The organism is Paraburkholderia flava (genome assembly GCF_004359985.1).
Taxonomy (GTDB): Bacteria; Pseudomonadota; Gammaproteobacteria; order Burkholderiales; family Burkholderiaceae; genus Paraburkholderia; species Paraburkholderia flava.
Genome location: NZ_SMRO01000002.1, coordinates 797,120 through 821,763 on the forward strand (window position 1 = coordinate 797,120; position 24,644 = coordinate 821,763).

The 24,644-nt window shown below is 63.2% G+C and carries 26 protein-coding genes; 22 read left to right on the forward strand and 4 right to left on the reverse strand.

What is annotated here, in order from left to right; translation table 11 throughout:
- Positions 1–117 precede the first annotated feature (117 nt).
- The 22 genes from E1748_RS15005 (at position 118) to nagZ (ending at position 20,305) form a co-directional block, all read left to right on the forward strand.
- Positions 118–759 carry a YceD family protein gene (locus tag E1748_RS15005; RefSeq protein WP_133648001.1) on the forward strand — a complete coding sequence of 214 codons (642 nt, stop codon included), beginning with the start codon at positions 118–120 and terminating at the stop codon, positions 757–759.
- Positions 760–865: 106 nt separating this feature from the next.
- Positions 866–1,045, forward strand: a complete 180-nt coding sequence (gene rpmF, locus E1748_RS15010) for a 50S ribosomal protein L32 (protein ID WP_007741736.1) — start codon at positions 866–868, stop codon at positions 1,043–1,045.
- A 124-nt stretch (positions 1,046–1,169) separates the two neighbouring features.
- Positions 1,170–2,288 carry a phosphate acyltransferase PlsX gene (gene plsX, locus E1748_RS15020; RefSeq protein ID WP_133648003.1) on the forward strand — a complete coding sequence of 373 codons (1,119 nt, stop codon included), beginning with the start codon at positions 1,170–1,172 and terminating at the stop codon, positions 2,286–2,288.
- A complete protein-coding gene (locus E1748_RS15025) occupies positions 2,288–3,274 on the forward strand; it encodes a beta-ketoacyl-ACP synthase III (protein ID WP_133648004.1) in 987 nt (328 codons plus the stop codon). Before plsX ends, E1748_RS15025 begins: the two co-directional genes overlap by 1 nt.
- Positions 3,275–3,372: 98 nt before the next feature.
- A complete protein-coding gene (fabD, locus tag E1748_RS15030) occupies positions 3,373–4,305 on the forward strand; it encodes an ACP S-malonyltransferase (protein ID WP_133648005.1) in 933 nt (310 codons plus the stop codon).
- A gap of 93 nt (positions 4,306–4,398) precedes the next feature.
- Positions 4,399–5,145: a 3-oxoacyl-ACP reductase FabG gene (gene fabG / locus E1748_RS15035; RefSeq protein WP_133648006.1), complete on the forward strand. Its 747-nt coding sequence runs from the start codon at positions 4,399–4,401 to the stop codon at positions 5,143–5,145.
- A 152-nt stretch (positions 5,146–5,297) separates the two neighbouring features.
- The gene (gene acpP / locus E1748_RS15040; protein ID WP_012735022.1) at positions 5,298–5,537 is read left to right on the forward strand and encodes an acyl carrier protein; all 240 of its coding nucleotides are present in this window, start codon (positions 5,298–5,300) and stop codon (positions 5,535–5,537) included.
- A 226-nt stretch (positions 5,538–5,763) separates the two neighbouring features.
- Positions 5,764–7,002 (forward strand): beta-ketoacyl-ACP synthase II, encoded by a 1,239-nt coding sequence (fabF, locus tag E1748_RS15045; protein ID WP_133648007.1) that lies wholly within the window; start codon positions 5,764–5,766, stop codon positions 7,000–7,002.
- Positions 7,003–7,017: 15 nt separating this feature from the next.
- Entirely contained in the window at positions 7,018–7,524 is a 507-nt protein-coding gene (locus E1748_RS15050) for a hypothetical protein (protein ID WP_338119593.1), read from the forward strand.
- Positions 7,525–7,622: 98 nt separating this feature from the next.
- Positions 7,623–8,222 carry an RNA polymerase sigma factor RpoE gene (rpoE, locus tag E1748_RS15055; RefSeq protein ID WP_085480911.1) on the forward strand — a complete coding sequence of 200 codons (600 nt, stop codon included), beginning with the start codon at positions 7,623–7,625 and terminating at the stop codon, positions 8,220–8,222.
- Between the two features lie 80 nt (positions 8,223–8,302).
- Positions 8,303–8,917, forward strand: a complete 615-nt coding sequence (locus E1748_RS15060; RefSeq protein ID WP_133648008.1) for a sigma-E factor negative regulatory protein — start codon at positions 8,303–8,305, stop codon at positions 8,915–8,917.
- A 4-nt stretch (positions 8,918–8,921) separates the two neighbouring features.
- On the forward strand, positions 8,922–9,965 hold the full coding sequence (locus E1748_RS15065) for a MucB/RseB C-terminal domain-containing protein (RefSeq protein WP_133648009.1): 1,044 nt from the start codon (positions 8,922–8,924) through the stop codon (positions 9,963–9,965).
- Positions 9,966–9,985: 20 nt separating this feature from the next.
- Positions 9,986–11,521, forward strand: coding sequence for a DegQ family serine endoprotease (locus E1748_RS15070; RefSeq protein WP_133648010.1), 1,536 nt, complete (start codon positions 9,986–9,988; stop codon positions 11,519–11,521).
- A gap of 5 nt (positions 11,522–11,526) precedes the next feature.
- Positions 11,527–11,817 (forward strand): glutaredoxin family protein, encoded by a 291-nt coding sequence (locus tag E1748_RS15075; RefSeq protein WP_133648011.1) that lies wholly within the window; start codon positions 11,527–11,529, stop codon positions 11,815–11,817.
- Between the two features lie 179 nt (positions 11,818–11,996).
- On the forward strand, positions 11,997–13,790 hold the full coding sequence (gene lepA / locus E1748_RS15080; protein ID WP_133648012.1) for a translation elongation factor 4: 1,794 nt from the start codon (positions 11,997–11,999) through the stop codon (positions 13,788–13,790).
- Between the two features lie 38 nt (positions 13,791–13,828).
- Positions 13,829–14,722, forward strand: coding sequence for a signal peptidase I (gene lepB / locus E1748_RS15085; RefSeq protein ID WP_133648013.1), 894 nt, complete (start codon positions 13,829–13,831; stop codon positions 14,720–14,722).
- Between the two features lie 188 nt (positions 14,723–14,910).
- Positions 14,911–16,104: a ribonuclease III gene (rnc, locus tag E1748_RS15090; protein WP_133648014.1), complete on the forward strand. Its 1,194-nt coding sequence runs from the start codon at positions 14,911–14,913 to the stop codon at positions 16,102–16,104.
- A 64-nt stretch (positions 16,105–16,168) separates the two neighbouring features.
- The gene (era, locus tag E1748_RS15095) at positions 16,169–17,068 is read left to right on the forward strand and encodes a GTPase Era (protein WP_133648015.1); all 900 of its coding nucleotides are present in this window, start codon (positions 16,169–16,171) and stop codon (positions 17,066–17,068) included.
- Complete coding sequence (gene recO / locus E1748_RS15100) at positions 17,055–18,002, forward strand: DNA repair protein RecO (protein WP_133648016.1); 948 nt, start codon at positions 17,055–17,057, stop codon at positions 18,000–18,002. The genes era and recO overlap by 14 nt, the downstream gene beginning before the upstream one ends.
- Positions 17,999–18,763 carry a pyridoxine 5'-phosphate synthase gene (gene pdxJ / locus E1748_RS15105; RefSeq protein WP_133648017.1) on the forward strand — a complete coding sequence of 255 codons (765 nt, stop codon included), beginning with the start codon at positions 17,999–18,001 and terminating at the stop codon, positions 18,761–18,763. The genes recO and pdxJ overlap by 4 nt, the downstream gene beginning before the upstream one ends.
- Before the next feature lie 20 nt (positions 18,764–18,783).
- Positions 18,784–19,197, forward strand: coding sequence for a holo-ACP synthase (gene acpS / locus E1748_RS15110; protein WP_133648018.1), 414 nt, complete (start codon positions 18,784–18,786; stop codon positions 19,195–19,197).
- A gap of 67 nt (positions 19,198–19,264) precedes the next feature.
- Entirely contained in the window at positions 19,265–20,305 is a 1,041-nt protein-coding gene (gene nagZ / locus E1748_RS15115; protein ID WP_133648019.1) for a beta-N-acetylhexosaminidase, read from the forward strand.
- Between the two features lie 55 nt (positions 20,306–20,360).
- Here the strand turns inward: nagZ and E1748_RS15120 are convergent, their stop codons facing one another.
- The 4 genes from E1748_RS15120 to earP all read right to left on the reverse strand — a co-directional run bounded on the left by E1748_RS15120 (position 20,361) and on the right by earP (position 24,515).
- The gene (locus tag E1748_RS15120) at positions 20,361–21,752 is read right to left on the reverse strand and encodes a sigma-54-dependent transcriptional regulator (RefSeq protein ID WP_133648020.1); all 1,392 of its coding nucleotides are present in this window, start codon (positions 21,750–21,752) and stop codon (positions 20,361–20,363) included.
- Positions 21,753–21,909: 157 nt separating this feature from the next.
- Complete coding sequence (locus E1748_RS15125) at positions 21,910–22,113, reverse strand: CsbD family protein (protein WP_133648021.1); 204 nt, start codon at positions 22,111–22,113, stop codon at positions 21,910–21,912.
- Between the two features lie 256 nt (positions 22,114–22,369).
- The gene (gene efp / locus E1748_RS15130) at positions 22,370–22,927 is read right to left on the reverse strand and encodes an elongation factor P (protein ID WP_133648022.1); all 558 of its coding nucleotides are present in this window, start codon (positions 22,925–22,927) and stop codon (positions 22,370–22,372) included.
- Positions 22,928–23,306: 379 nt separating this feature from the next.
- Positions 23,307–24,515 carry an elongation factor P maturation arginine rhamnosyltransferase EarP gene (gene earP, locus E1748_RS15135; RefSeq protein WP_133648023.1) on the reverse strand — a complete coding sequence of 403 codons (1,209 nt, stop codon included), beginning with the start codon at positions 24,513–24,515 and terminating at the stop codon, positions 23,307–23,309.
- Positions 24,516–24,644 lie beyond the last annotated feature (129 nt).

Here is a 24,644-nt window from a genome sequence, read left to right on the forward strand (position 1 = left end):
CGGGTACGGGTCGCGATATACAGGCAGCCCGGTGCAGCAGGTGGATCGGATGGCTTTAAGGGCGTGTGGCATAGTCCTCAATAGTCCATCATTGCCGAAGCAAAGCCAGGAGCGCGCATGACCCAACATTCCGGCAAACCGGCAGGTCTTCCCAATCCGCGTGAGCTCGATCTGTTCGAATTCGCGCGGAGCGGTCGTCAGGCGGCGGGCGTCGTACGCGTCTCGCAACTGCCGCGCATGTTAAACGAAGTTCCCGCGGACGCACCAGATCGCGACACGGCATTCACGTGGCAGGCGGAAGGCGCGACCCAGCCGGAACTGCAGGACGACGGCACCGAAGGACGGCAACCGTATTTGCGGCTCGCGATCCACGGTTCCGCGTGGCTCGGTTGCCAGCGGTGCCTCGGACCGTACGAGCAGGCGTTCAACGTCGATGCGACGTACCGGATCGTCAATACGGACGCCGAGGCGGATGAATTTCCGCTGGACGAGGATGAAGTCGAAGTGATCGTGGGTTCGCACCAGTTCGATCTCTTCGACTTGATCGAAGAAGAATTGCTGCTGTCGATGCCGCTCGTGCCGATGCACGACGTCTGCCCCGAAGTGCACGAGAGTTTGTTGTCGGGCGTGGACGGTGGAGAGGGCGAAGGCGATAGCGGTGAAGTGGATGAGGCTGCGGGCGGCGAGCCCGAACGGCCGAATCCGTTTGCCGCGCTCGAGTCGTTGAAGCGCGACGGTTCCGGCGGCAAGAAGCATTGATGCGGTAAAGGTTTCAGGGAGCGCGATCGGTACGCGCTGGCCATCCGGCCAGTGACGATAGCCGGATCGGGCTGTGTTAGAATTCGGAAAATTTTCAGGAGTTATCATGGCAGTTCAACAGAACAAGAAGTCGCCGTCGAAGCGCGGTATGCACCGTTCGCACGATTTCCTCAACGCAGCGCCGCTGGCCGTTGAGCCGAGCACCGGTGAAGTGCATCTGCGCCACCATGTCAGCCCGAATGGCTACTATCGCGGCAAGAAAGTCGTCAAGACGAAGAACGACTAATCGCTTGACTGCGTTTCGCCCCAAGGCGTTTCGCGTGGCGATCAGCTCGCTTGACATTTTCCCGGTTCGGCAAAAAGGCGGCATTCACCTGCCGCTTTTTTGTGTCTGAAATTTGTCGCTCTCCATGACCGTAAAGCTCACGATAGATTGCATGGGAGGCGACCACGGGCCGTCCGTGACCGTTCCCGCTGCCGTCAAGTTCGTCCGTTCGCATCCCGATGCGCACCTGCTGCTCGTCGGTATCGAGACCGCGATTCGCGCGCAGCTGAAAAAAGCGAAGGCGCTGGACGAACCCGCGCTGACCGTTGTCCCCGCGTCCGAAGTCGTCGCGATGGACGACCCGGTCGAAGTCGCGCTGCGCAAGAAGAAAGACTCGTCGATGCGCGTTGCGCTGAACCGGGTCAAGGAAGACGAAGCACAAGCCTGCATTTCCGCCGGCAACACCGGCGCGCTGATGGCGGTTTCCCGCTATGTGCTCAAGACGCTGCCTAGCATCGAACGCCCGGCCATCGCGTTTGCTCTGCCCAATCCCACTGGCTACACGATGATGCTCGACCTCGGCGCCAACGTCGATTGCGAGCCGCAGCATCTATTGCAGTTCGCGGAGATGGGGCACGCGCTCGTGTCGGCGCTCGAAGGCAAGGAGCGTCCCACGATCGGCCTGCTCAACATCGGCGAAGAAGTCATCAAGGGCAACGAAACGATCAAGCGCGCGGGCGAACTGCTGCGCGCGAGCACGCTGAATTTCCGCGGCAACGTCGAAGGCAACGACATCTACAAAGGCACCACCGATGTCATCGTCTGCGACGGCTTCGTCGGCAATGTCGCGCTGAAAACATCGGAAGGCCTCGCGCAGATGCTCTCCGACATCATCAAGGAAGAGTTCGGCCGTTCGTGGCTCACGAAGCTGATGGCCGTGCTCGCGTTGCCTGTGTTGCTGCGTTTCAAGAAGCGCGTCGACCATCGTCAGTACAACGGCGCAGCGCTGCTCGGCCTGCGCGGACTCGTCATCAAAAGCCACGGTTCGGCCGATGCCTACGCGTTTGAGTGGGCTATCAAACGCGGGTATGATGCCGTCAAAAACGGCGTGCTGGAACGCCTCGCGCGAGCCATGGAAGAGAATGCAAGTTCTCTTGAACGGGCCGCGCGCGACGCAGGCGGCGGCGCGGGTGATATAAGCCCCGCAAGCCCGGTTGCCGGCCAGTCAGCCGAGCCCTACGCTGCGTTACCCTCGAAGGCATAATGGCTCAAACCTTATATTCCCGCGTGCTGGGCACCGGCAGCTATCTGCCGCCCGGACGCGTCACCAACCAGGAACTGGCCGACCGTCTCGCGAAGCAGGGTGTCGAGACGAGCGACGAATGGATCGTTGCGCGCACGGGCATTCATGCGCGTCATTTCGCCGAACCTGACGTCACGACCAGCGACCTCGCGTTGATCGCCGCACAGCGCGCGATCGAAGCGGCCGATATCGATCCGCAGTCCATCGATCTGATCATCGTCGCGACGTCCACGCCCGACTTCGTCTTTCCTAGTACCGCGTGCCTGCTGCAGAACAAGCTGGGTATCCGCAACAACGGCGCGGCGTTCGACGTGCAGGCCGTCTGTTCCGGTTTCGCGTACGCGGTCGCGACGGCCGACAGCTTCATCCGCAGCGGACAGCATCGTACGGCGCTGGTCATCGGCGCGGAGACGTTCTCACGCATTCTCGATTTCAACGACCGCACGACGTGCGTGCTGTTCGGCGACGGCGCAGGCGCAGTCATCCTGTCTGCATCGGATGAACCCGGTGTATTGGCTAGCGCGCTGCATGCGGACGGCCGTTACTCGAACATCCTGTGTACGCCGGGCAACGTGAACGGCGGTGTGGTTTCTGGCAGCGCGTTCCTGCACATGGACGGCCAGGCGGTGTTCAAGCTCGCGGTCAACGTGCTCGAAAAGGTCGCGCTCGAGGCGCTCGAAAAAGCGGGTCTGTCGTCCGACCAGATCGACTGGCTGATTCCGCATCAGGCCAACATCCGTATCATGCAGAGCACCTGCCGCAAGCTGGGTCTGCCGCAGGAACGGATGGTCGTCACCGTCGGCGAGCATGGCAACACGTCGGCGGCTTCCATTCCGCTCGCGCTGGACGTCGCGGTGCGCGACGGCCGCATCAAGCGCGGTCATCACGTGATGATCGAAGGCGTCGGCGGCGGGTTCACATGGGGTGCGTCGGTCATCCGCATGTAAGTGCCGCTTGCCGGCACGCGCCGGCTCAGCCGGTACATGACCGTGCGCATGCAACACAGGTGCGCCGCGTCATCTGATCAAATCCATCTGGGGACGATATGAAATTTGCGTTCGTTTTTCCGGGGCAGGGCTCGCAGTCGGTCGGCATGCTTAACGCGTTTGCCGATCACGCTGTCGTGCGTGAGACCGTCCAGGAAGCATCCGATGCGCTCGGGCAGGATCTCGGCAAACTGATCGCCGAAGGCCCGGCCGAGGATCTCAACCTCACCACCAATACGCAACCCGTGATGCTGACCGCCGCCTATGCGATCTATCGCGCGTGGCAAAAGGCTGGTGGCCCGGCGCCGTCGATCGTCGCGGGCCATAGCCTCGGCGAATATACGGCGCTCGTCGCGTCCGGCGCGCTCGCATTCCGCGATGCTGTGCCGCTCGTGCGCTTTCGCGCGCAGGCGATGCAAAGCGCAGTGCCGGTCGGCGAAGGCGGTATGGCGGCGATCCTCGGTCTCGATGACGACACCGTGCGTGCGGTGTGCAGCGAAGCGTCGTCGGCCGGCGTCGTCGAGGCGGTGAATTTCAATGCGCCCGCGCAGGTCGTGATCGCGGGCAGCAAGGCCGCGGTCGAAAAAGCCTGCGAGATCGCGAAGGCGAAGGGCGCAAAGCGCGCACTGCCGTTGCCGGTGTCGGCACCGTTCCACTCGTCGCTGCTCAAGCCCGCATCGGATCAGTTGCGCGCGTATCTCGCGAACGTCGACATGCAGGTGCCGTCCATTCCGGTCATCAACAACGTCGACGTCGCGATCGTCAACGAACCGGCTGCGATCAAGGATGCGCTGGTGCGTCAGGCGGCCGGCGCGGTGCGCTGGGTCGAATGCGTACAGGCCATCGCGCGCGATGGCGTGACGCACGTTATCGAGTGCGGACCGGGCAAGGTACTCAACGGTCTCACGAAGCGGATCGACGGCACGCTCGTCGGTGCATCGGTGTTCGACCCGGCTTCGCTCGACGAAACGCTCAAGCTTGTGACTGCGTGATTGTGGGTACCTGAGCGCGCCATCGGCGCTGCTCTCCACGCATAGCAACACTTCGACTCAATCGGCCCGTATGCGGGCCCTCCGGACTCAACGATGGAAAAGACTCTCGACAAACAGATCGCGATCGTGACGGGCGCGTCGCGCGGCATCGGCCGTGCGATCGCGAGTGAACTGGCGCGCCAGGGCGCGACCGTGATCGGCACCGCCACCAGCGAAAGCGGCGCAGCCGCGATTACCGAAGCGTTCAATGCGCAGGGCGTGACGGGCCGCGGTGCGGTGCTGAACGTGAACGACGCAGCCGCAGTGGAAGCGTTGATCGATTCGACTGTCAAGGAGTTCGGTTCGCTCGGCATCCTCGTGAACAACGCGGGCATCACGCAGGATCAGCTCGCAATGCGCATGAAGGACGACGACTGGGACGCCGTGATCGACACGAACATGAAGGCCGTATTCCGTCTGTCGCGCGCAGTGCTGCGTCCGATGATGAAAGCGCGCGGCGGCCGCATCATCAACATCACGTCGGTGGTCGGTTCGACGGGCAACCCGGGCCAGGCCAACTACGCGGCGGCGAAGGCCGGTGTGGCCGGCATGACGCGTGCGCTTGCGCGCGAGATCGGCAGCCGCGGCATTACCGTGAACTGCGTCGCGCCGGGCTTCATCGATACCGACATGACGAAGGTGCTGTCCGAAGAGCAACACGCCGCGCTGAAAACGCAGATTCCGCTGGGCCGTCTCGGCAGCCCGGAAGACATCGCGCATGCGGTGGCGTTCCTCGCTTCGCCGCAGGCCGGCTATATCACCGGGACGACGTTGCATGTGAACGGCGGGATGTACATGTAGTAACGGGATTCGGTTACTATCCGCGCCTTGATGCCGGTTGTTCTGGCATCGCGCGGATGCCTTGACAGGAACCGTGCGCCGCTTTTCTGGCAGGGCAAACCTGATAAAATGCGCGCACCTGTATTTTTGAACTTCTTTCCCTTGGAGGGGTAATGGACAATATCGAACAGCGCGTCAAGAAGATCGTCGCGGAACAACTGGGTGTTGCAGAAGGCGAGATCAAGAACGAAGCCTCGTTCGTGAACGACCTCGGCGCTGACTCGCTGGACACGGTTGAACTCGTGATGGCCCTCGAAGACGAATTCGGCATGGAAATTCCGGATGAAGAAGCTGAGAAGATCACGACCGTTCAGCAAGCGATCGACTACGCTCGCGCAAACGTCAAGGCCTAAGGCCATTCGCGCCTGCCTGCCCGCCGTGGCGGTCGTCCGCCAGACGAGTTGCGTCATCGTGCCGGTATCGGCCGGGGCGGCGCAGCACATTGCGCAGCGGTTTGCGTACATGCAGAGCCGGTTGCAGGCGCAGCCACCAGGTTAAAACAGCCACAGGGCACACAGGGCAGGTTCCTGTGGCCGCTGTGGCTTTTTGCTTTTGTCACCCTATGGAAAAGAGGTTACCGTGAGCCGTCGTCGTGTTGTTGTTACAGGCCTTGGGCTGATCTCGCCTGTTGGCAATACTGTTGCCGACGGCTGGGCCAATCTGGTCGCCGGCAAATCAGGCATCGCCAATATCACGAAATTCGATGCGTCGAATTTCTCGACCCGCTTCGCCGGCGAGGTGAAGGGTTTCAACATCGAGGAATACATTCCCGCGAAGGAAGCGCGCCATATGGATACGTTCATCCATTACGGCGTGGCGGCCGGCATCCAGGCGATGCGCGACTGCGGCCTCGAAGTTACTGAAGAAAACGCGGAGCGTATCGGCGTCGTGGTCGGCTCGGGTATCGGCGGTCTGCCGATGATCGAAGTCACGCAGACCGAACTGCTCAATCGCGGTCCGCGCCGGATCTCGCCGTTCTTCGTGCCGGCATCGATCATCAACATGATCTCCGGCCATCTGTCGATCAAGTTCGGCATCAAGGGCCCGAATCTCGCGATCGTGACTGCGTGTACCACCGGTCTGCATTGCATCGGCGAAGCCTCGCGGCTGATCGAGTACGGCGACGCCGACGTGATGATCGCCGGCGGCGCGGAATCGACCGTGTCGCCGCTCGGCATCGGCGGCTTTGCGGCGGCGCGTGCGCTGTCGCAGCGTAACGACGATCCGGCGACGGCGAGCCGTCCGTGGGACAAGGATCGCGATGGCTTCGTGCTGGGCGAGGGCGCCGGCGTGATGGTGCTCGAAGAGTACGAACACGCGAAGGCGCGCGGCGCGAAGATCTACGCGGAGGTCAGCGGCTATGGGATGAGCGGCGACGCGTATCACATGACCGCGCCGGTCGAAGACGGCGACGGCGCACGTCGCTGCATGCTGGCCGCGCTGAAGAACGCGCGCGTCAACACGGACGAGGTCAACTACCTGAACGCGCACGGTACATCGACGCCGCTCGGCGATCTGGCGGAAACGATCGGCATCAAGCGCGCATTCGGCGACCAGGCGAAGAGCATGGTCGTGAATTCGACGAAGTCGATGACGGGCCACCTGCTCGGCGGCGCCGGCGGTCTCGAGTCGGTGTTCACGGTGCTGGCCGTGCATCACCAGATCTCTCCGCCGACGATCAACATCTTCAACCAGGACCCCGAGTGCGATCTTGACTACTGCGCGAACACTGCACGGGAAATGAAGATCGACGTCGCGCTAAAGAACTCGTTCGGGTTCGGCGGCACGAACGGCACGCTGGTCTTCAAGCGCGCCTGATGCGCGTGTGACCGCTTGAACTGCTCGACGCCGCAGCCCGCGCCGGTTCATCCGGCGTCCTTTCCCGGATCTTCCGGATCGCCACCTTCCGACGGACGGCCGCAGACCATTGTGCTGCGGCCGTCCGCGTGGCTGCGCGGTGCGGTCGGTCTGTTCGTCCCGCTCGCGGCGGCGGCGGTATTTGCGGCGCTGGCGCCGCGCATCGGCGGATGGCAGGCGGTTCCGGCGGCTTGCGCAGTCTTGGCTGGTCTCGCGCTGTGGGCGATCAGGCTGGATCGGGCCGCGCCGGGCACGCTCAAAATCGGGCCGGATGTTTTGACGGTCCGGGATCGCCGGGGGACACTGCTTTGCCAGGGCCGTATCGCCGGATGCTCGCAATGGAGCGGCTGGCTTCTGATGCTCTCGCTCGTCGCCGACGACGGCCGCTCGCGACCGTTGCTGCTGGCGGCCGATGCATTGTCCGCGGATGCCCGTCGTGAACTGGCGGTGCTCGGCCGGCGCGGCGCGCACGGCGGACTGTAACCGACGTAACCGCGCTGTTACCGGGCTGCGTGACGTGTCGGCGGGAACGCTACAATGGTGCCCCGCTATGCAGCCCCACTCGTTATCGGACTTATCAGGTGAGCGAAAAAGAAATTGATCAGGTGCTGGTCGAGCGCGTCCAGAAGGGCGACAAGGCCGCTTTCGAGCTTCTGGTCGCCAAATACCACCGCAAGATCCTTCGGCTGATTTCGCGCCTCGTGCGCGATCCCGCCGAGGTCGAAGACGTGGCCCAGGACGCCTTCATCAAGGCGTACCGGGCATTGCCGCAGTTCCGCGGGGAGTCGGCGTTCTATACGTGGTTGTACCGGATTGCGGTCAACACGGCAAAGAACTACCTTGCGACGCAGGGTCGGCGGGCACCGACGTCGACTGAAGCAGATGCCGAGGAAGCTGAAACTTTCTCGGATGCGGACCAACTAAGGGATATCAACACGCCTGAGTCGATGTTGATGAGCAAGCAGATCGCTGAGACGGTCAATGCTGCGATGGCGGTTTTACCGGAAGAGTTGCGTACCGCCATTACTCTTCGTGAAATTGAGGGTTTGAGCTACGAAGAAATCGCCGAAATGATGGGTTGCCCGATCGGGACCGTCAGATCGCGAATTTTTCGCGCTCGCGAAGCCATTGCGGCAAAATTGCGTCCGCTGCTGGACACACCCGAAGGGAAACGCTGGTAAGCCGGCAATCTCTCGGGGCAGGACGCGATTTCCAGGGTTAGGTGGTGTCACTACGGGGTGTCAGTAAGATGGGGAGCATCATGGGGTCGGTCTCGGTGCAATCGCAAGCCAGCTCGCGAGGCGAGCGTCTGTCCGCTTTTGTCGACGGCGAATTGTTCGGCGACGAGCATCTGAACAAGCTGTTTTCTGATCTGGGTCACGAAGATCGTGCCGCGTGGTCGTGCTATCACCTGATCGGCGATGCACTGCGGTCCGACGATCTGGCCGTGAAGCCGGCGACGAGCAGCGCATTTCTCAGCAATTTCGCCACGCGTCTCGACAGCGAGCCGCATCTGCTCGCGCCTGCCGCGATGCCGGTTGCGCGTCGTCTGCTCGCGCTGCGTCGACGTGTCGTGCCCGCGTTCGCAGTTGCGGCCGCAGCGGCAACGCTGACGTGGATCGTCGTGCCGCAACTGCAAGGCGGGGTGCCCGGCGCGCAGGTCGCATCGGTGTCGACTCACGCTGACTCGGTACAGCGCGTGGCAATGGCCTCGGTGCCGGCCGCGACGGTGCAACCGGTCGCGCAGGATGCGAACATCATTCGCGACGCCCGTCTGGACCAGTATCTGGAAGCCCATCAACAATTCGCTCAACAGCCCGTCATGGCCGATACGACGCCGCTGATCCGCGCTGCGGTGACCACGCAAGGCCAATAGTCTGATGCAGACGCTGCGGTTGAATAAAACGACGATCTGGGGGCGGCTGCCGGCATATCTGTTCTGTGCAGCCGTGTTGTTATCCGCGACACCGCGCGTCTTTGCGCAATCCGACGATCCGCTCGTCGTGCATCGCACGGCGGCGGAGCTACTTGGCCGGATCCACGAAGCTGCCCAGCAGCAGAACTACGAAGGCGCGTTCGTCTATCAGCGCGGCGCGTTCGTGCAGTCGTCGCGCATCGCTCATTACACGACGCGTAACGACGGCGAATTCGAGCAGCTCGAGAGCCTCGACGGCAAGCCGCGCAAGATGCTGCGGCATAACGACGACCTGTACACGTTCATCCCGGAACGGCATCTGTGCGTCGTCGAAAAACGGCAGAACAAGGATTCGTTCCCGGCGTTGCTCGCCGCGAGCAGCGATCAGGTGCTGGCTGTCTACGAACCGAAGCTGCTCGGCACCGATCGGGTCGCGGGTATCGACAGCCAGGTGATCGAACTCGATCCGAAGGACGCGTTCCGCTTTGCCTACAAGCTGTGGGCCGATACGAAGACGGGTCTGCTGCTGCGTGCGCAGACGCTCGATCCGAGCGGTCAGGTGCTTGAGCAGCTGTCGTTCACGCAGATTCGCATCGGCGTGCCCGCCGACAAGACGGGCATCGCGAACGGCATCCGCAATCTGACTGGCTGGACCGTGGTGCATCCGCCGGTCGAACCGGTCGACATGGAAGCGCAGGGCTGGCAGATCGCTCCGACAGTGCCGGGCTTCCGCAAGATTCGTGAACTGCGCAGGCCGATGGCCGCGCGCGATGCCGGCGATCCCCCCATTCCCGTAGATCAGGCTGTATTCTCCGACGGTCTCGCCGCGATTTCGATTTTTGTCGAACCGGCCGAGAAGAACTCTCGCAAGGAAGGGGCAGGCAGCAGCGGGGCGACGCACGTGCTGGTCAAACGGCGCGGCGATTTCTGGATCACTGTCCTCGGGGAAGTGCCCCAGACCACGTTGCAGCAATTTGCGTCTGCCATAGAATACAAAGCTCCCAAGTAAATCCTTCGGCTCGCTACGATATGACGACTTTCCCGGTGCGCAAATTCCTCGCGGCCGCAGCGGTGGCTGTTTGCCTGCCGTTCGTACCGCATACGGCTTCCGCGGCGCCCGCGGCCAGTCTTCCCGACTTCACCGATCTCGTCGACAAGGTCGGTCCCGCTGTCGTCAACATTCGCACGACCACCAAGGTGTCGAATTCGACGCGCGGTTTGCCGCCGGGTCTCGACGACGGCGACATGTCCGAATTCTTCCGTCGCTTCTTCGGCATTCCGTTGCCGCAGTCGCCGCAGCCCGGTACGCCGCGCGGCAAAGGCGGCAATGGTGGGAAGGGAGACAACGGCGGCGATGGCGGTAGCGGCGGCAGTCAGGATGCGCCCGATAACGGCAGCGATTCCGAACAGAGCAGCGGCGTCGGCTCGGGCTTCATCCTGTCGTCGGATGGCTACGTGATGACCAACGCGCACGTCGTCGACGATGCGGACACGATCTACGTGACGCTCACCGACAAGCGCGAATTCAAGGCGAAGCTGATCGGCGTCGACGATCGCACCGACGTCGCCGTCGTGAAGATCAGCGCGGCGAATCTGCCCACGGTGACGATCGGCGACTCGAACAAGGTGCGCGTCGGCGAATGGGTCGTCGCGATCGGTTCGCCGTTCGGGCTCGAGAACACGGTCACGGCAGGCATCGTCAGCGCGAAGGGTCGGGATACGGGCGACTATCTGCCGTTCATCCAGACCGACGTGGCCGTCAATCCGGGTAATTCGGGCGGTCCGCTGATCAACATGCAGGGCGAGGTGATCGGCATCAACTCGCAGATCTACAGCCGCACCGGCGGCTTCATGGGGATTTCGTTCGCGATTCCGATCGACGAAGCGATGCGTGTCGCCGATCAGCTGAAGACCACCGGCAAGGTTACGCGAGGTCGCATTGCGGTTGCGATCGGCGAGGTGACGAAGGACGTCGCCGATTCGCTCGGCTTGCCGCGGGCGCAGGGTGCGCTCGTCAGCAGCGTCGAACCCGGCGGTCCGGCCGACAAGGCTGGCGTGCAGCCCGGCGACATCATCCTGAAGTTCAACGGCCATTCGGTCGATACCGCGACCGATCTGCCGCGGATGGTCGGCGATACGAAGCCGGGCACGAAGGCGACGATCACCGTGTGGCGCAAGGGTCAGTCGCGCGATCTGCCGGTCACGATCGCGGAAATGCAGACGGACAAGGTCGCGAAGGCCGACCAGAAGAAGACCCCGGCGCCGAAGCCGCGCGCGTCGAATTCGCTCGGTATCGCGGTCAGCGACTTGCCGGCCGACCAGCAGAAAGCGTTGAAGGTGAACGGCGGCGTGCAGGTCGATTCGGTCGATGGTCCGGCGGTGCGTGTCGGTCTGCAGCGTGGCGACATCATCCTGCGCGTCGGCGATACCGACATCACGGGCGCCCGTCAGTTCGAAGAAGTGACGTCGCACCTGGATCCGTCGAAGATGGTCGCGCTGCTGGTTCGCCGCGGCGACAACACGCAGTTCGTCCCGATCCGTCCGCGCGGACCCGCGCAGAAGTGACGTCGATGGCACCGCTCACGCCGCTCGTTCTCTATGGGCGCGCGTGGTGCCATCTTTGCGACGACATGCTCGAGGCACTCGAGCCTGTATTGGCCGAGTTCGGTGCAACGGTCGACGTGCTCGACATCGACGCGGATCCCGCGCTCGAAGCGCGCTTCAACGAACTGGTGCCGGTGTTGATGTGCGACGGCATCGAACTGTGTCACTACCATTTCGACGAAGCACGCGTACGCGCGGCATTGACGGCGCGTACGCACGTAGCGGCAGCGGCGCACACAGCAGCACGCGCTGAATGAATCGCAAATAAGTCCGGATAATCCGCCGCGCGTCAGTCCGAAACGCCGAACGGCATGCCAGAGTCCGGTAAACCCGCCGGGCGAGGCCCTTTTCGGCTAAAATAGATCGGTTTTTCACCTACTTACAAGGCGTGCTCTGCTATCGTCCGAGCGCGCCTTTTTCGCTTGATCGGCACTGAATGGATCATATTCGTAATTTCTCGATCATCGCGCACATCGACCACGGCAAGTCGACGCTCGCAGATCGCATCATCCAGCTGTGCGGCGGTTTATCGGACCGTGAAATGGAATCGCAGGTGCTCGACTCGATGGATATCGAGCGCGAACGGGGTATCACCATCAAGGCGCAGACCGCCGCGCTGTCGTATCGCGCGCGCGATGGCCAGGTCTACAACCTGAACCTGATCGACACACCGGGGCACGTCGACTTCTCGTACGAAGTGAGCCGTTCGCTGTCCGCGTGCGAAGGGGCGTTGCTCGTCGTCGATGCGAGCCAGGGTGTCGAGGCGCAGACCGTGGCGAACTGCTACACGGCGATCGAACTCGGCGTCGAAGTCGTGCCGGTCCTGAACAAGATCGATTTGCCTGCGGCGGATCCCGACAACGCGATTTCCGAAATCGAAGACGTGATCGGCATCGATGCAACCGATGCCACGCGTTGCAGCGCGAAGACCGGTCTGGGTGTCGAGGACGTGCTCGAAGCGCTGATCGCGAAAGTGCCTGCGCCGAAGGGCGATCCGGATGCGCCGCTGCAGGCGCTGATCATCGATTCCTGGTTCGACAACTACGTCGGCGTCGTGATGCTCGTGCGTATCAAGAACGGCACGCTGCGCCCGAAAGACCGGATCAAGCTGATGGCGACCGGCGCACAGTATCCGGTCGAACACGTCGGCGTATTCACGCCGAAATCGCGCGATCTCGAATCGTTGTCGGCGGGGCAGGTGGGTTTCATCATCGCGGGCATCAAGGAGCTCGCCGCGACGAAGGTCGGCGATACCGTCACGCATGTGACGAAGCCCGCTACCGAACCGCTGCCCGGTTTCAAGGAAGTGAAGCCGCAGGTGTTCGCCGGCCTGTATCCGGTCGAAGCGAACCAGTACGACGCACTGCGCGAATCGCTCGAAAAACTCAAGCTCAACGACGCGTCGCTGCAATACGAGCCCGAAGTATCGCAGGCGCTCGGTTTCGGTTTCCGCTGCGGCTTCCTCGGGCTGCTGCACATGGAGATCGTGCAGGAGCGGCTCGAACGCGAGTTCGACATGGATCTGATCACGACGGCGCCGACCGTCGTCTACGAGGTGCTGCTGCGCGACGGCTCGACGATCATGGTCGAGAATCCCGCGAAGATGCCTGATCCGTCCTACTCCGAGGAAATCCGCGAACCGATCGTCACCGTGAATCTGTACATGCCGCAGGAGTACGTCGGCTCGGTGATCACGCTGTGCACGCAGAAGCGCGGCAACCAGATCAACATGCAGTACCACGGTCGCCAGGTGCAGCTCACGTACGAAATTCCGATGGCGGAAATCGTGCTCGACTTCTTCGACCGGTTGAAGTCGGTGTCGCGCGGCTATGCGTCGATGGACTACGAGTTCAAGGAATACCGCACGTCCGACGTCGTGAAGGTAGACATGCTGATCAACGGTGACAAGGTCGATGCGCTGTCGGTGATCGTCCACCGTTCGCAGTCGCAGTATCGCGGCCGCGAAGTGGCGGCGAAGATGCGCGAGATCATTCCGCGCCAGATGTACGACGTCGCGATCCAGGCGGCGATCGGCGCACACATCATCTCGCGCGAAAACATCAAGGCGCTGCGCAAGAACGTGCTGGCGAAGTGCTACGGCGGCGACATCTCGCGCAAGAAGAAGCTGCTCGAAAAGCAGAAAGCGGGGAAGAAGCGGATGAAGCAGGTAGGCACCGTTGAAATCCCGCAGGAAGCTTTCCTTGCTATCCTGCGCGTCGAAGACAAGTAAATCGTCCGACAAAAATAGGTCCGCTAACTGGAACCCGTATGAATTTTGCGCTGATTCTTTTTGTGCTCGTCGTCTTGACGGGCGTTGCATGGGTCGCAGACAAACTGATTTTCGTGCCGCAGCGCCGTCGTGCCGCGGACGCCGCCGTTGCCGAGTTCGACCGGCAGCAGGCTCGCGTTGGCGAGCGTTTCGCCGACGAGAACGCGCCGCAGACCCGTGCCCGTCTGCGTGACGAGAAGCTGCGGCAGCCGTGGTGGCTCGAATACACGGCGAGCTTTTTCCCGGTCATTCTGGTGGTGTTCGTCGTGCGCTCGTTCGTCGTCGAGCCGTTCAAGATTCCGTCGGGGTCGATGGTGCCGACGCTGATGGTCGGCGATTTCATTCTCGTCAATAAATTCGATTACGGCATTCGCCTGCCGATCACGAACACGAAGCTCACGCAGGGTCGGCCGCTGCAACGAGGCGACGTGGTCGTCTTCCGCTATCCGAAGGACGAATCGGTCGACTACATCAAGCGCGTGATCGGCCTGCCCGGCGATGTCGTCGCGTACCAGGACAAGCAGCTGACGATCAACGGCAAGCCGGTGCCCGAAACACCGATGCCGGACTTCTTCGACGACGAACGCATCGGTTACGCGAAGCAGTTCGAAGAAGATCTCGACGGTCGCAAGAACGCGATTCTGAACAACCCCGCCGTGCCGCCGTTCATCGTCGGTGCAGAAGACTATCCGTATCGCGACAACTGCCAGTACAACGCGCGCGGTGTGATCTGCAAGGTGCCGCCGGGTAACTACTTCATGATGGGCGACAACCGCGACAACAGTGCGGACAGCCGCTACTGGGGTTTCGCACCGGACCAGAATGTCGTCGGTCGCGCGTTCTTCATCTGGATGAATTTCAGCAATCTGAAGCGCATCGGATTTTTCCACTGAGTTCGACGGTCGCATAGGGTTGCATAAGGCCCGCGCATTCCTCGCATCACTCCTTCGATACACGTCGCGTACACACGCGGCGTGTTATCACGCTACTTTAAGAACGTGCGGTAACGTCGCTACGCGACGGTTTTTCGCCCACCTGAGCGCGTTGCCGCCGGGCAGGGCGCCCGCGTTATACTCTGCACATGCCTTCATCTCCGTTGGAAAGCCGTTTGCGCTACGAATTTCGCAATGCGGAATTGTTGCGCCAGGCTTTGACACATCGCAGTCACAGCGCCACGCATAACGAACGGCTCGAGTTTCTCGGCGACTCTGTTCTGAATTGCGCGGTAGCCGCACTTTTGTTCCAGCGTTTCAGCAAGCTGGACGAAGGCGATCTGTCACGTGTCCGCGCCAACCTGGTCAAACAGCAATCCCTGTACGAAATCGCTCAGGCCCTGAATGTGTCGGAGGGGTTGCGCCTCGGCGAAGGCGAGCTGCGCAGCGGCGGGTTCCGCCGGCCGTCGATCCTCGCCGACACGCTGGAAGCCATTCTGGGCGCGGTCTTCCTCGACGGTGGCTTCGACGCCGCCCAGACGGTGATCAAACGCCTGTACGTGCCGATCCTCGACCACATCGACCCGCGCACACTGGGCAAGGATTCGAAGACGCTGCTGCAGGAATACCTGCAAGGCCACAAGCTGCCGTTGCCGACCTATACGGTCGTCGCGACGCATGGCGCAGCGCACAATCAACAGTTCGAAGTCGAATGCACGGTGCCCAAGCTGGACGTCAAGGTGTCCGGATCGGGTGCGAGCCGCCGCGCGGCCGAGCAGGCCGCCGCCAAGAAGGCACTCGACGAGGTCATGGCCGCAGCACCAGCGATGGTCACGAAGCCGCGCCGCTCGAAGGGCACCCGCGCTGCGAAGCATGCGGAGCCGGAAATCGTGCCGGGCGTCGCCGGCGTGCAGACGGCGCTCGATCTCCGTTCGCCCGATCGCAAGAGCGAACGGGCAGCACGAGGTGAGGCGAAGCCGGCTGCCGCACCTGAAGCACCGCCTGTGGCCACGCCGGCTCCCGCTATCGCGCCCGCGCCGCTCGCGGTGATTCGCGCGGCGCATGTGGAGTACAGCCAGCCGGCCGCGTCATCTGCCGACAAGGACAAGAGCGACAAAAACGACAAAACCGAGCGCGGCGAGAAAATCGTCGAGAAGCTCGTCGAAAAGGCCGCGGAAAAGCTCGCCGACAAGGCAGCCGACAAGCCCGCTGCACCCCGTCATGCCCGCGGCGAACCGCTGAACGGCGCAGCCACTGAACCGGGAACCGCCGGCACCGCTGCAGCCGAACTCGAACCCGGACTCGCCGACGTGCCGCAGCGTGTCGCCGACGCCGGCCATTGACCGACCACAATTGACCCTGCGCCACACGCGGCGCACGCTCTCCCTGAACTCGCGGTAACCGAATATGAACGCTCCCACTCCCTCTGGTTTTCGCTGCGGCATGGTCGCGATCGTCGGCCGTCCGAATGTCGGCAAGTCGACGCTGATGAATGCGCTCGTCGGCCAGAAAGTCAGCATCACGTCGCGCAAGGCGCAGACCACCCGGCACCGCATCACCGGCATCCATACGCTCGAGGACGCGCAGTACATCTTCGTCGATACGCCTGGTTTCCAGACGCGTCACGCCAGCGCGCTGAACCGTTCGCTGAACCGCGCGGTGACATCGACGCTGTCGTCGGTCGACGCCGTGCTGTTCGTGATCGAAGCAGGCCGCTTCGGCCCCGACGACCAGAAAGTGCTCGACCTGATCCCCGCGTCGGCGCCGACGCTGCTGGTCGCGAACAAGCTTGATCGCGTGTCGGACAAGGAATCGCTGTTCCCGTTCATGCAGCAGATGAGCGCGCTGCGCGAGTACAAGGAAATCGTGCCGCTGTCGGCGAAGAATCTCGACGACATCAAGCGGTTGATGGTAACGGTGCGCCCGTATTTGCCGGAAGGCGAGCCGATCTACGGCGAAGACGATCTGACCGACCGCAGCGAGCGCTTCCTCGCGGCGGAAATCCTGCGTGAGAAAGTCTTCCGCTGGACCGGCGACGAACTGCCGTACACGAGCACCGTGCTGATCGAGAAGTTCGAAACCGAAGGCCGGCTGCGCCGCATCTTCGCGACGATCCTCGTCGACCGCGACACCCACAAGGCGATGATCATCGGACAGAAGGGCGCGAAGCTGAAGCAGATCAGCACCGACGCGCGCGTCGACATGGAAAAGCTGTTCGACGGTCCGGTGTATCTCGAGACCTTCATCAAGGTGAAGAGCGGCTGGGCCGACAACGATGCCGGACTTCGTGCGTATGGGTACGAATGACGGGTGGATGACCCTGCCGCCCGAAGCGGAGCCGGACGACGCCGAACCGGCCGAACGGGCGGCTCAGCCACGCCCGCGCGCCGCGAAAAAAACGCCGCGCACGTCAGGCGGCAAACGCTCGTCTGCCGCTGATACCTTCGACACCGACGCCGCGCCTGAAGGCACAGCCGGTGCATCCCGCAAGACCCCAACCCGCCGCACGCCCCGCACCACCGCATCGGAATACCGGATCGCGGAGCAACCCGCGTTCGTGCTGCACAGCTACCCGTACCGCGAAACGAGCCTCATCATCGACGTGCTGTCGCGCGATCATGGACGCCTCGCGCTCGTCGCGAAAGGCGCGAAGCGACCGCACTCCGCGCTGCGCGGCGTGCTGCAGACGTTCCAGCCGCTCGCGCTGTCGTGGTCCGGTAAAGGCGAAGTGCGCACGCTGACCGGTGCCGAATGGGTCGGCGGGATGCTGCCGCTCGGCGGCGATGCGCTGCTGTGCGGCTTCTACGTGAACGAACTGCTGGTGAAGTTCTGCGCGCGCGAAGATCCGCATCCGCAGCTGTTCCATCACTACGTCGTTACGATGACGCGTCTCGGGCACGACGAACCTCCGGTGCAGGTGCTGCGCTCGTTCGAGCGCTTGCTGCTGCGCGAAACCGGCTATGCGCTCGCGCTCGACCGCACGGTGACGCGCCAGGCCGTGCAGGCCGAACGCCGCTATGTGTTCGATCCCGAGCGCGGCGTGCGCGAAGCGTCCGACGATCTGCCCGCGCAATGGCCGGTGATCGCGGGACAGACCTTGCTCGACATGGAGCACGACGATTACCATCGACCGCAAACCGTCGCGCAAAGCAAAACGTTGATGCGCTTCCTGCTGAACACCTACCTCGGCGGCACGCCGCTCGCGACGCGCCAGATCCTGATCGACCTGCAAAATCTATGAGCTTCTTTCTGACCTCGCCCACCGCGATCGACCTCGGCGTGAACATCGATCACGTCGCCACACTGCGCAACGTGCGCGGCACGACCTATCCCGATCCGATCCGCGCGGCGCTGATGGCCGAAGAGGCCGGCGCCGATGCGATCACACTGCATCTGCGCGAGGACCGCCGCCACATCGTCGATGCGGACGTGCGTGCGCTGCGTCCGCTGCTGAAAACGAGGATGAATCTCGAATGCGCGATCACGTCCGAGATGCTCGACATCGCGTGCGACGTGAAACCGCACGACGTCTGCCTCGTTCCGGAAAAACGCGCGGAGCTGACGACCGAAGGCGGTCTCGATGTCGCGGGCCAGTTCGAAGCGGTGCGTGCCGCATGCACGCAACTCGCCGGTGCCGGCTCGCGCGTGTCGCTGTTCATCGATCCCGACGACGCGCAGATTCGTGCCGCGCACGAAGCGGGCGCGCCGGTCGTCGAATTGCACACCGGTCGTTACGCGGAAGCACACGATCCCGCCGAACAGCAGCGCGAATACGAGCGTGTCGTGCGTAGCGTCGAGCTGGGCATATCGCTGGGTCTGAAGGTCAATGCGGGACACGGTCTGCACTACACGAACGTCCAGGCGATCGCGGCGATCGACGGCATTGTCGAGCTGAACATCGGCCACGCGATCGTCGCGCACGCGATCTTCGCCGGCTGGGACAACGCGGTGCGCGAGATGAAGGCGATCATGGTCGCGGCGCGTCTCGCCGCGCGGACATAACGCAAATCAGGCGACGACGCATGGCGATCTACGGCATCGGTACCGACATCGTTCAGGTCAGCCGCGTCGCGGCCGTGATGACGCGCACGAACGACCGCTTCGCCGAGAAAGTGCTCGGCCCGGACGAACTGCGCATCTATCACGCACGTCGCGCACGATCGGAAGCGCGCGGGCTCGCCTTTCTCGCGACGCGTTTTTCGGCGAAGGAAGCGTTCTCGAAAGCGATCGGCCTCGGCATGCACTGGCCGATGACGTGGCGCGCGCTCCAAACATTGAACGAACCGAGCGGCCGGCCGATGGTGGTGGCCTCCGGCGAACTCGCTGAATGGCTCGCCGCGCGCGGCATCACCGCACGCGTGACGATCACCGACGAGCGCGATTACGCGGTGTCGTTCGTGATTGCGGAAACCGGCGAGCCGCCCGCAGCAGGCTGATCGCACGATCACTCATGAGGCGCGTTCGCCGCGCCTCTTTCTCTCTGTCTCTCGATTGCTCAATTCGATGAAAACTTCTCCTGGACCGGTGATGCTCGACGTGGTCGGCAAGACGCTGACCGATGACGACAAGCGTCGCCTTGCCCATCCGATGACGGGCGGCGTGATCCTGTTCGCCCGCCACTATGAAAACCGCGCGCAGCTGGTTGCGCTGACCGACGCGATCCGCGCGGTGCGCGAAGACATCCTGATCGCCGTCGATCACGAAGGCGGCCGCGTGCAGCGCTTTCGGACCGATGGCTTCACGGTGCTGCCGTCGATGGGCGCGCTGGGTCAGCTGTGGGACAAGGACGTGCTGTACGCGACGAAGGTGGCGACAGCGGTCGGCTACGTGCTCGCCGCCGAACTGCGCGCGTGTGGAATCGACCTGAGCTTCACGCCGGTGCTCGATCTGAACTACGGACAGTCGAAGGTGATCGGCGATCGCGCGTTCCATCGCGATCCGCGCGTCGTCGCGATGCTCGCGAAGAGCGTGAATCATGGGCTCGCGCTGGCCGGGATGGCGAACTGCGGCAAGCATTTTCCGGGGCACGGGTTTGCCGAGGCGGACTCGCATGTCGCGGTGCCGGTCGACGACCGGCCGCTCGATGCGATCCTGCGCGACGACATCGCGCCGTACGACTGGCTCGGGATGTCGCTCGCGGCGGTGCTGCCCGCGCACGTGATCTATCCGCAGGTCGACACGAAGCCGGCGGGTTTTTCACGTGTATGGCTGCAGGAAATCCTGCGCGGCAAGCTGCGTTTTCCGGGTGCGATTTTCAGCGACGATCTGTCGATGGAGGCGGCGCGGCAGGGCGGTTCATTGACCGAGGCCGCGACCGCTGCGCTCCACGCCGGCTGCGACATGGTGCTGATCTGCAATCAGCCGGACGAGGCGGGCAAGGTACTCGACGCGCTGCGCGTGATGCCGACGAAGGCGTCGCAGCGTCGGCTGAAGCGGATGCGTCCGCGCGGCAAGGCGTTGAAGTGGAGCAAGCTGGTTGCTGAGCCGCAGTATCAGCAGGCGCACGCGTTGTTGCGCGAGGCGTTCCCGCAGGCATCGAAGTGAAGCGGGGGCCGTCGTTCATCACGACGGCCCCCGCTTTTTCATACCGCTCTTCCGCTCAGTTAAGCCGCATCCGCTGCAGCTTGTTATAGAGCGTCTTCGGACTGATGCCGAGCAGCGACGCGGCGCGATGTCGCGTACCGCCGACCGCATCAAGCGTCGCGCGGATCAGCATCTCTTCCACATCCGCGAGCGGCGTGCCGACGGTGACCTGCACGCGGCTACCGTTCAGATCCCGCGTGCCGCCGCCTGACTCGTCCGCACGCAGCGACTCGACCACGTCGCCGGACGCCTGATACGCGCGCCTCACTCGCTCCTGCAATTCGCGGACGTTGCCGGGCCAGTCGTACGAAAGACATTCACGAATAAAGTTCGGGCTGACCAGCCGCGTCGTGTCCGCGACGCCGTGAGCGTTCGCTTCGCGATTCAGCTCGTCGACGAGCGCCTGCGCGAACAGCGCCGGATCGTCACCGCGTTCGCGCAGCGGCGGCAGCGTCAGCGCCGCGGCTTCGAGGCGCAGGCCGAGGTCTTCGTGCAGCGAACCGTCGGCGATCGCGTTGCGCGGCACCTTGCGGGTCGACGCGATCAGCCGGAAATCGGTGACCACCTGGTTCGTTCCGCCGACGCGCATGAACGTCTGCGAGTCGAGTGCGCGCAGCAGCGCTTCCTGCAACTCGCGCGGCAGTTCGGCGATTTCGTTGATGTACAGCGTGCCGCCGCTAGCCTGCTCGAAGAGACCCGGCTCGCGCTGCTCGGCGCCGTTGAACGCGCCGCGCTCATGTCCGAACAACAGGCTTTCGAGTGAACGGCCACCCGCGCGTTCGATCGCCGGCTGGCAATCGGTGCGGCAATCGAACACGACGAACGGCCCTTTGCGGCGTCGGCTCATCTCGTGCAGCGTGCGCGCCGCGACGCTCTTGCCGGTTCCAGCTTCGCCGGAAATCAGCACGGCAGTCTCGGTCGGCGCGAGCTGTTCGATCGTGTCGTACACGTGCTGGATCGCGCCGCTGCGTCCGATCATCGTGCCGAAGCGACCGAGCTGGCGCAGCGTCGCACGCAGCGTCTGCACTTCCTCGGTCAGCTCGTACGGACGCGGAATCCGCGCCAGCAGGCTGCGCAGCCGCGGGATGTTGACCGGCTTCAGCAGATAGTCCCAGATGCCGTGGCGCAGACCTTCGATCGCGCTCTCGACCGTCGCGTTGCCGGTCATCACGATCACGGGTAGCGCGCCGCCGGGCGGCTGCGCGGGCAGATGCTGCAACAGGTCCAGTCCGCTGCCGTCGGGCAGGTTCAGGTCGACCAGCACGACGTCCGGAATGAACCGCGTCAACGCCGCGCGTGCTTCGGCGAGCGTCGTGGCGGTGTCGACGGAGAAACCATCGGCAGCGAGGATCGCGGACAGCCCGGACAGGCTATTGGGATCGTCTTCGACAATCAGGGCATGTGGCATGGCGAGTGCAACTGGTTAGATGAATCCGAATCGAAAACCGGCCGTCCTTCCTGCGGACGGCACCGGCGCGTCTCTTTGCGGCAGTGGATGCATCGCCGCCCGGTCAGCGGAAGCGACCCGCCGGGACGGGTCGACACATGCAATCGCCGGGGCGGCCTCATTCGCGGTTGGCTTCGAAGAAGCGGCGCACTTCACGCTCCGCTTCTTCGCGGGTCTTGCCGTAGCGCTCCTGGATCAGGCCTGCGAGCTTGTCGGCGTGTCCTTCCGCGCGGGTCAGCTCGTCGTCCGTCAGTTCGCCCCACGCAGCCTTGGCCTTACCGACGATCTGTTTCCACTTTCCTTCAGCAATATCGTTGTTCATGGTTTGCTCTCTCCCTTCGATTAAACCCGTCCGGGTGACCTCTTCGAGATAGCAGAGAGCATGCCATTTGGCATAATTCAGCGAATTCAATAACTTACGGCTTTGGCGAGCGACGCAAACCGCGCGTTTCCGGCATTTTGACAATCCGACCGGTAAAGTTTGCTTCAACCATACACGGTCGCGCAAAAAAGAAAAAGCGCCCGGTAGGGCGCTTTTTTATTCGGCCGGGAGTTTCGCGGCCGTGCAGCAGTGCGCGTTATGCGCGGCTGCGGTACTCATGCGTGCGGGTGTCGATTTCGATCTTGTCGCCGATCGCGCAGAAGAGCGGCACTTGCAGCTCGAAACCGGTGTTCAGCTTCGCGTTCTTCAGTACCTTGCCCGACGACGTGTCGCCCTTCACCGCAGGTTCCGTGTAGATGATCTCGCGGACCAGCGTGGTCGGCAGCTCGACCGAAATCGCCTTCTCGTTGTAGAACACGACTTCGCAAGCCATGCCGTCTTCGAGGTAGTGAAGCGCGTCGCCCATCATTTCCGCTTCGACTTCGAACTGGTTGTAGTCGGCGTCCATGAACACGTACATCGGATCGGCGAAGTACGAGTAGGTGACTTCCTTGCGATCCAGCACGACGACGTCGAACTTGTCGTCGGCCTTGTAGACCGATTCCATGCCCGCGCCCGTCAGCAGATTCTTGAACTTCATCTTGACGACGGCGGAGTTGCGACCCGATTTGTTGTACTCGGCTTTTTGCACAACCATCGCGTCGCTGCCGATCATCACGACGTTGCCCGTGCGGAGTTCCTGTGCGATCTTCATAAAACTGTCCTGTCCGAAATAAAGTGCTTCAAATTCAATAAATTCGATGTTCATGCGGCCCGGCAAACCGAACCTGCGTGGCCGGCAGCCGCGGCGGCGTGCTTGCCGACTGGCGCTGTTTCTCCGCGGTTTCCCTTCGCTTGCTTCCCGACCGGCTACGTGCGCTTCGTGCCGTTCGCATGCGCGTCACAGTTGTGCAGCCTTAGTGTGTCGCCGGGCTGCGCTGCGCAGTGTCGCTTTGTTCTACCGGATGCCGGTTGCCCGGCGAAGTTCTTCGCGGTTTTCCCGCGGTCGTGGTCATGTAGCGGCGATTGATCTGACAGTGCGATGTGCCGCTCTGTCACTTCTTCGCAACTCATGCCAGCGAACGGATAACCGCTTATTTTAACTGACTTTTTGCGAATCCGGCCAGATTTCCGGCGAGGTCGCCGATTGCCGCGAGTTCTGCAGTCCACGTCTTCGCGCGGGCGTCGAAGATTGCCCGGTGACGCTGGAAATCCGCCCAGTCCGGGTCGCCCGCGCCGTTCCACGCGTGCCAGAAGCGACCGAGCGCTGCGCGGGCGTCGGCGGGCAGCGGGCCGGCGTAGTGGGCGAGGGCCGCGTCGAGCTTCGGCAGATGGACGTCGTCGGCTTGCGGGTAGATGTGCCAGACGAACGGCCGGGCGGCCCACTGTGCACGGACGAATGAGTCTTCGCCGCGCACGAAATTGACGTCGCTCGACCACAGCAGTTGGTCGTAGCCGGCCTGGTCGGTGAATGCGAGCGCGTGTGCGGCGAGGTTGCCGCGTTGCGCGTGCGTGCCGGCGGCGAATGACGGCATCCCGAAAAAGCGTGCGACGGCACGGGAGACGCGACCCTCGGGCACCAGCAGGACAACGGGCTCGCTGCTGTCGCGCCATTGTGCGAGCAGGCTGTCCATAGCGGGGTTCTCGTACGCGAACAGCGAGACGACCGTCGTGCCGGCGTCAGGTGGCGGCGTGCCCGTCGTGTCGTGCCACCATGCCGTGCGTGCTTCGAGCGAGCCGACGAACGTGTCGCGGGTCGTTTCCAGCGACTGTTCCTTCAGCACGCCGCCGGTGCCCGGCCCGAGCCCCGGGAAGAAGAACGATTTGACGAGCGGGTAGCGCGGATGCGGCGACGGCCGCAGATGAAAATCGGCGACCCAGTCTTCGCCGCTCAGGTATTCGAGATTGATCCACACCGGCGCCCGCTCGCGACGCGCCATCGCCGCGACGTACGCAGGCGGCAGTTCGCACGCGAACGCTTCGACGACGACGTCCGCGACCTCGAGCGTTTGTCCCGCGTGCGCCGGCTCGTGCCAGTGCTCGACGACGATGCCGTCGACTGTCTGTCGTGCGAGTGTCGTGTCGAGCGTGGGGCACAGCTTCTGGAATGTATGAAGATCGTCGACGAACACGCGCACCTGCCATCGATGTTCGTGCGCGAGCTGGCGCGCGAGACGCCAGCACACGCCGATGTCGCCGAAGTTGTCGATCACCGCGCAGAAGATGTCGCACGCGATTCCGGTCGATGCAGAAGTCGCAGACGCGGACGTATTGCCGGCAGAAGAGAGAGGGGCGAAGGACATGGCGTTCCGCGTCCGTGTTCGGACGTGTGCGGAATGTTCTAAACTCACGATTCTAAAGCAGCCTCCGTTGCCCGATCATTCGCGGCGGTGGATGATTAACCTGCAAGTCCCTTTCCGATGACCCGCCCT

Coding starts and splice junctions, on each gene's coding strand:
- E1748_RS15005 (WP_133648001.1), top strand. CDS start 118: ATGACCCAACATTCCGGCAAACCGGCAGGTCTTCCCAATCCGCGTGAG.
- rpmF (WP_007741736.1), top strand. CDS start 866: ATGGCAGTTCAACAGAACAAGAAGTCGCCGTCGAAGCGCGGTATGCAC.
- plsX (WP_133648003.1), top strand. CDS start 1,170: ATGACCGTAAAGCTCACGATAGATTGCATGGGAGGCGACCACGGGCCG.
- E1748_RS15025 (WP_133648004.1), top strand. CDS start 2,288: ATGGCTCAAACCTTATATTCCCGCGTGCTGGGCACCGGCAGCTATCTG.
- fabD (WP_133648005.1), top strand. CDS start 3,373: ATGAAATTTGCGTTCGTTTTTCCGGGGCAGGGCTCGCAGTCGGTCGGC.
- fabG (WP_133648006.1), top strand. CDS start 4,399: ATGGAAAAGACTCTCGACAAACAGATCGCGATCGTGACGGGCGCGTCG.
- acpP (WP_012735022.1), top strand. CDS start 5,298: ATGGACAATATCGAACAGCGCGTCAAGAAGATCGTCGCGGAACAACTG.
- E1748_RS15060 (WP_133648008.1), top strand. CDS start 8,303: ATGGGGTCGGTCTCGGTGCAATCGCAAGCCAGCTCGCGAGGCGAGCGT.
- E1748_RS15065 (WP_133648009.1), top strand. CDS start 8,922: ATGCAGACGCTGCGGTTGAATAAAACGACGATCTGGGGGCGGCTGCCG.
- E1748_RS15070 (WP_133648010.1), top strand. CDS start 9,986: ATGACGACTTTCCCGGTGCGCAAATTCCTCGCGGCCGCAGCGGTGGCT.
- E1748_RS15075 (WP_133648011.1), top strand. CDS start 11,527: ATGGCACCGCTCACGCCGCTCGTTCTCTATGGGCGCGCGTGGTGCCAT.
- lepA (WP_133648012.1), top strand. CDS start 11,997: ATGGATCATATTCGTAATTTCTCGATCATCGCGCACATCGACCACGGC.
- lepB (WP_133648013.1), top strand. CDS start 13,829: ATGAATTTTGCGCTGATTCTTTTTGTGCTCGTCGTCTTGACGGGCGTT.
- rnc (WP_133648014.1), top strand. CDS start 14,911: ATGCCTTCATCTCCGTTGGAAAGCCGTTTGCGCTACGAATTTCGCAAT.
- era (WP_133648015.1), top strand. CDS start 16,169: ATGAACGCTCCCACTCCCTCTGGTTTTCGCTGCGGCATGGTCGCGATC.
- recO (WP_133648016.1), top strand. CDS start 17,055: ATGGGTACGAATGACGGGTGGATGACCCTGCCGCCCGAAGCGGAGCCG.
- pdxJ (WP_133648017.1), top strand. CDS start 17,999: ATGAGCTTCTTTCTGACCTCGCCCACCGCGATCGACCTCGGCGTGAAC.
- acpS (WP_133648018.1), top strand. CDS start 18,784: ATGGCGATCTACGGCATCGGTACCGACATCGTTCAGGTCAGCCGCGTC.
- nagZ (WP_133648019.1), top strand. CDS start 19,265: ATGAAAACTTCTCCTGGACCGGTGATGCTCGACGTGGTCGGCAAGACG.
- E1748_RS15120 (WP_133648020.1), bottom strand. CDS start 21,752: ATGCCACATGCCCTGATTGTCGAAGACGATCCCAATAGCCTGTCCGGG.
- E1748_RS15125 (WP_133648021.1), bottom strand. CDS start 22,113: ATGAACAACGATATTGCTGAAGGAAAGTGGAAACAGATCGTCGGTAAG.
- efp (WP_133648022.1), bottom strand. CDS start 22,927: ATGAAGATCGCACAGGAACTCCGCACGGGCAACGTCGTGATGATCGGC.
- earP (WP_133648023.1), bottom strand. CDS start 24,515: ATGTCCTTCGCCCCTCTCTCTTCTGCCGGCAATACGTCCGCGTCTGCG.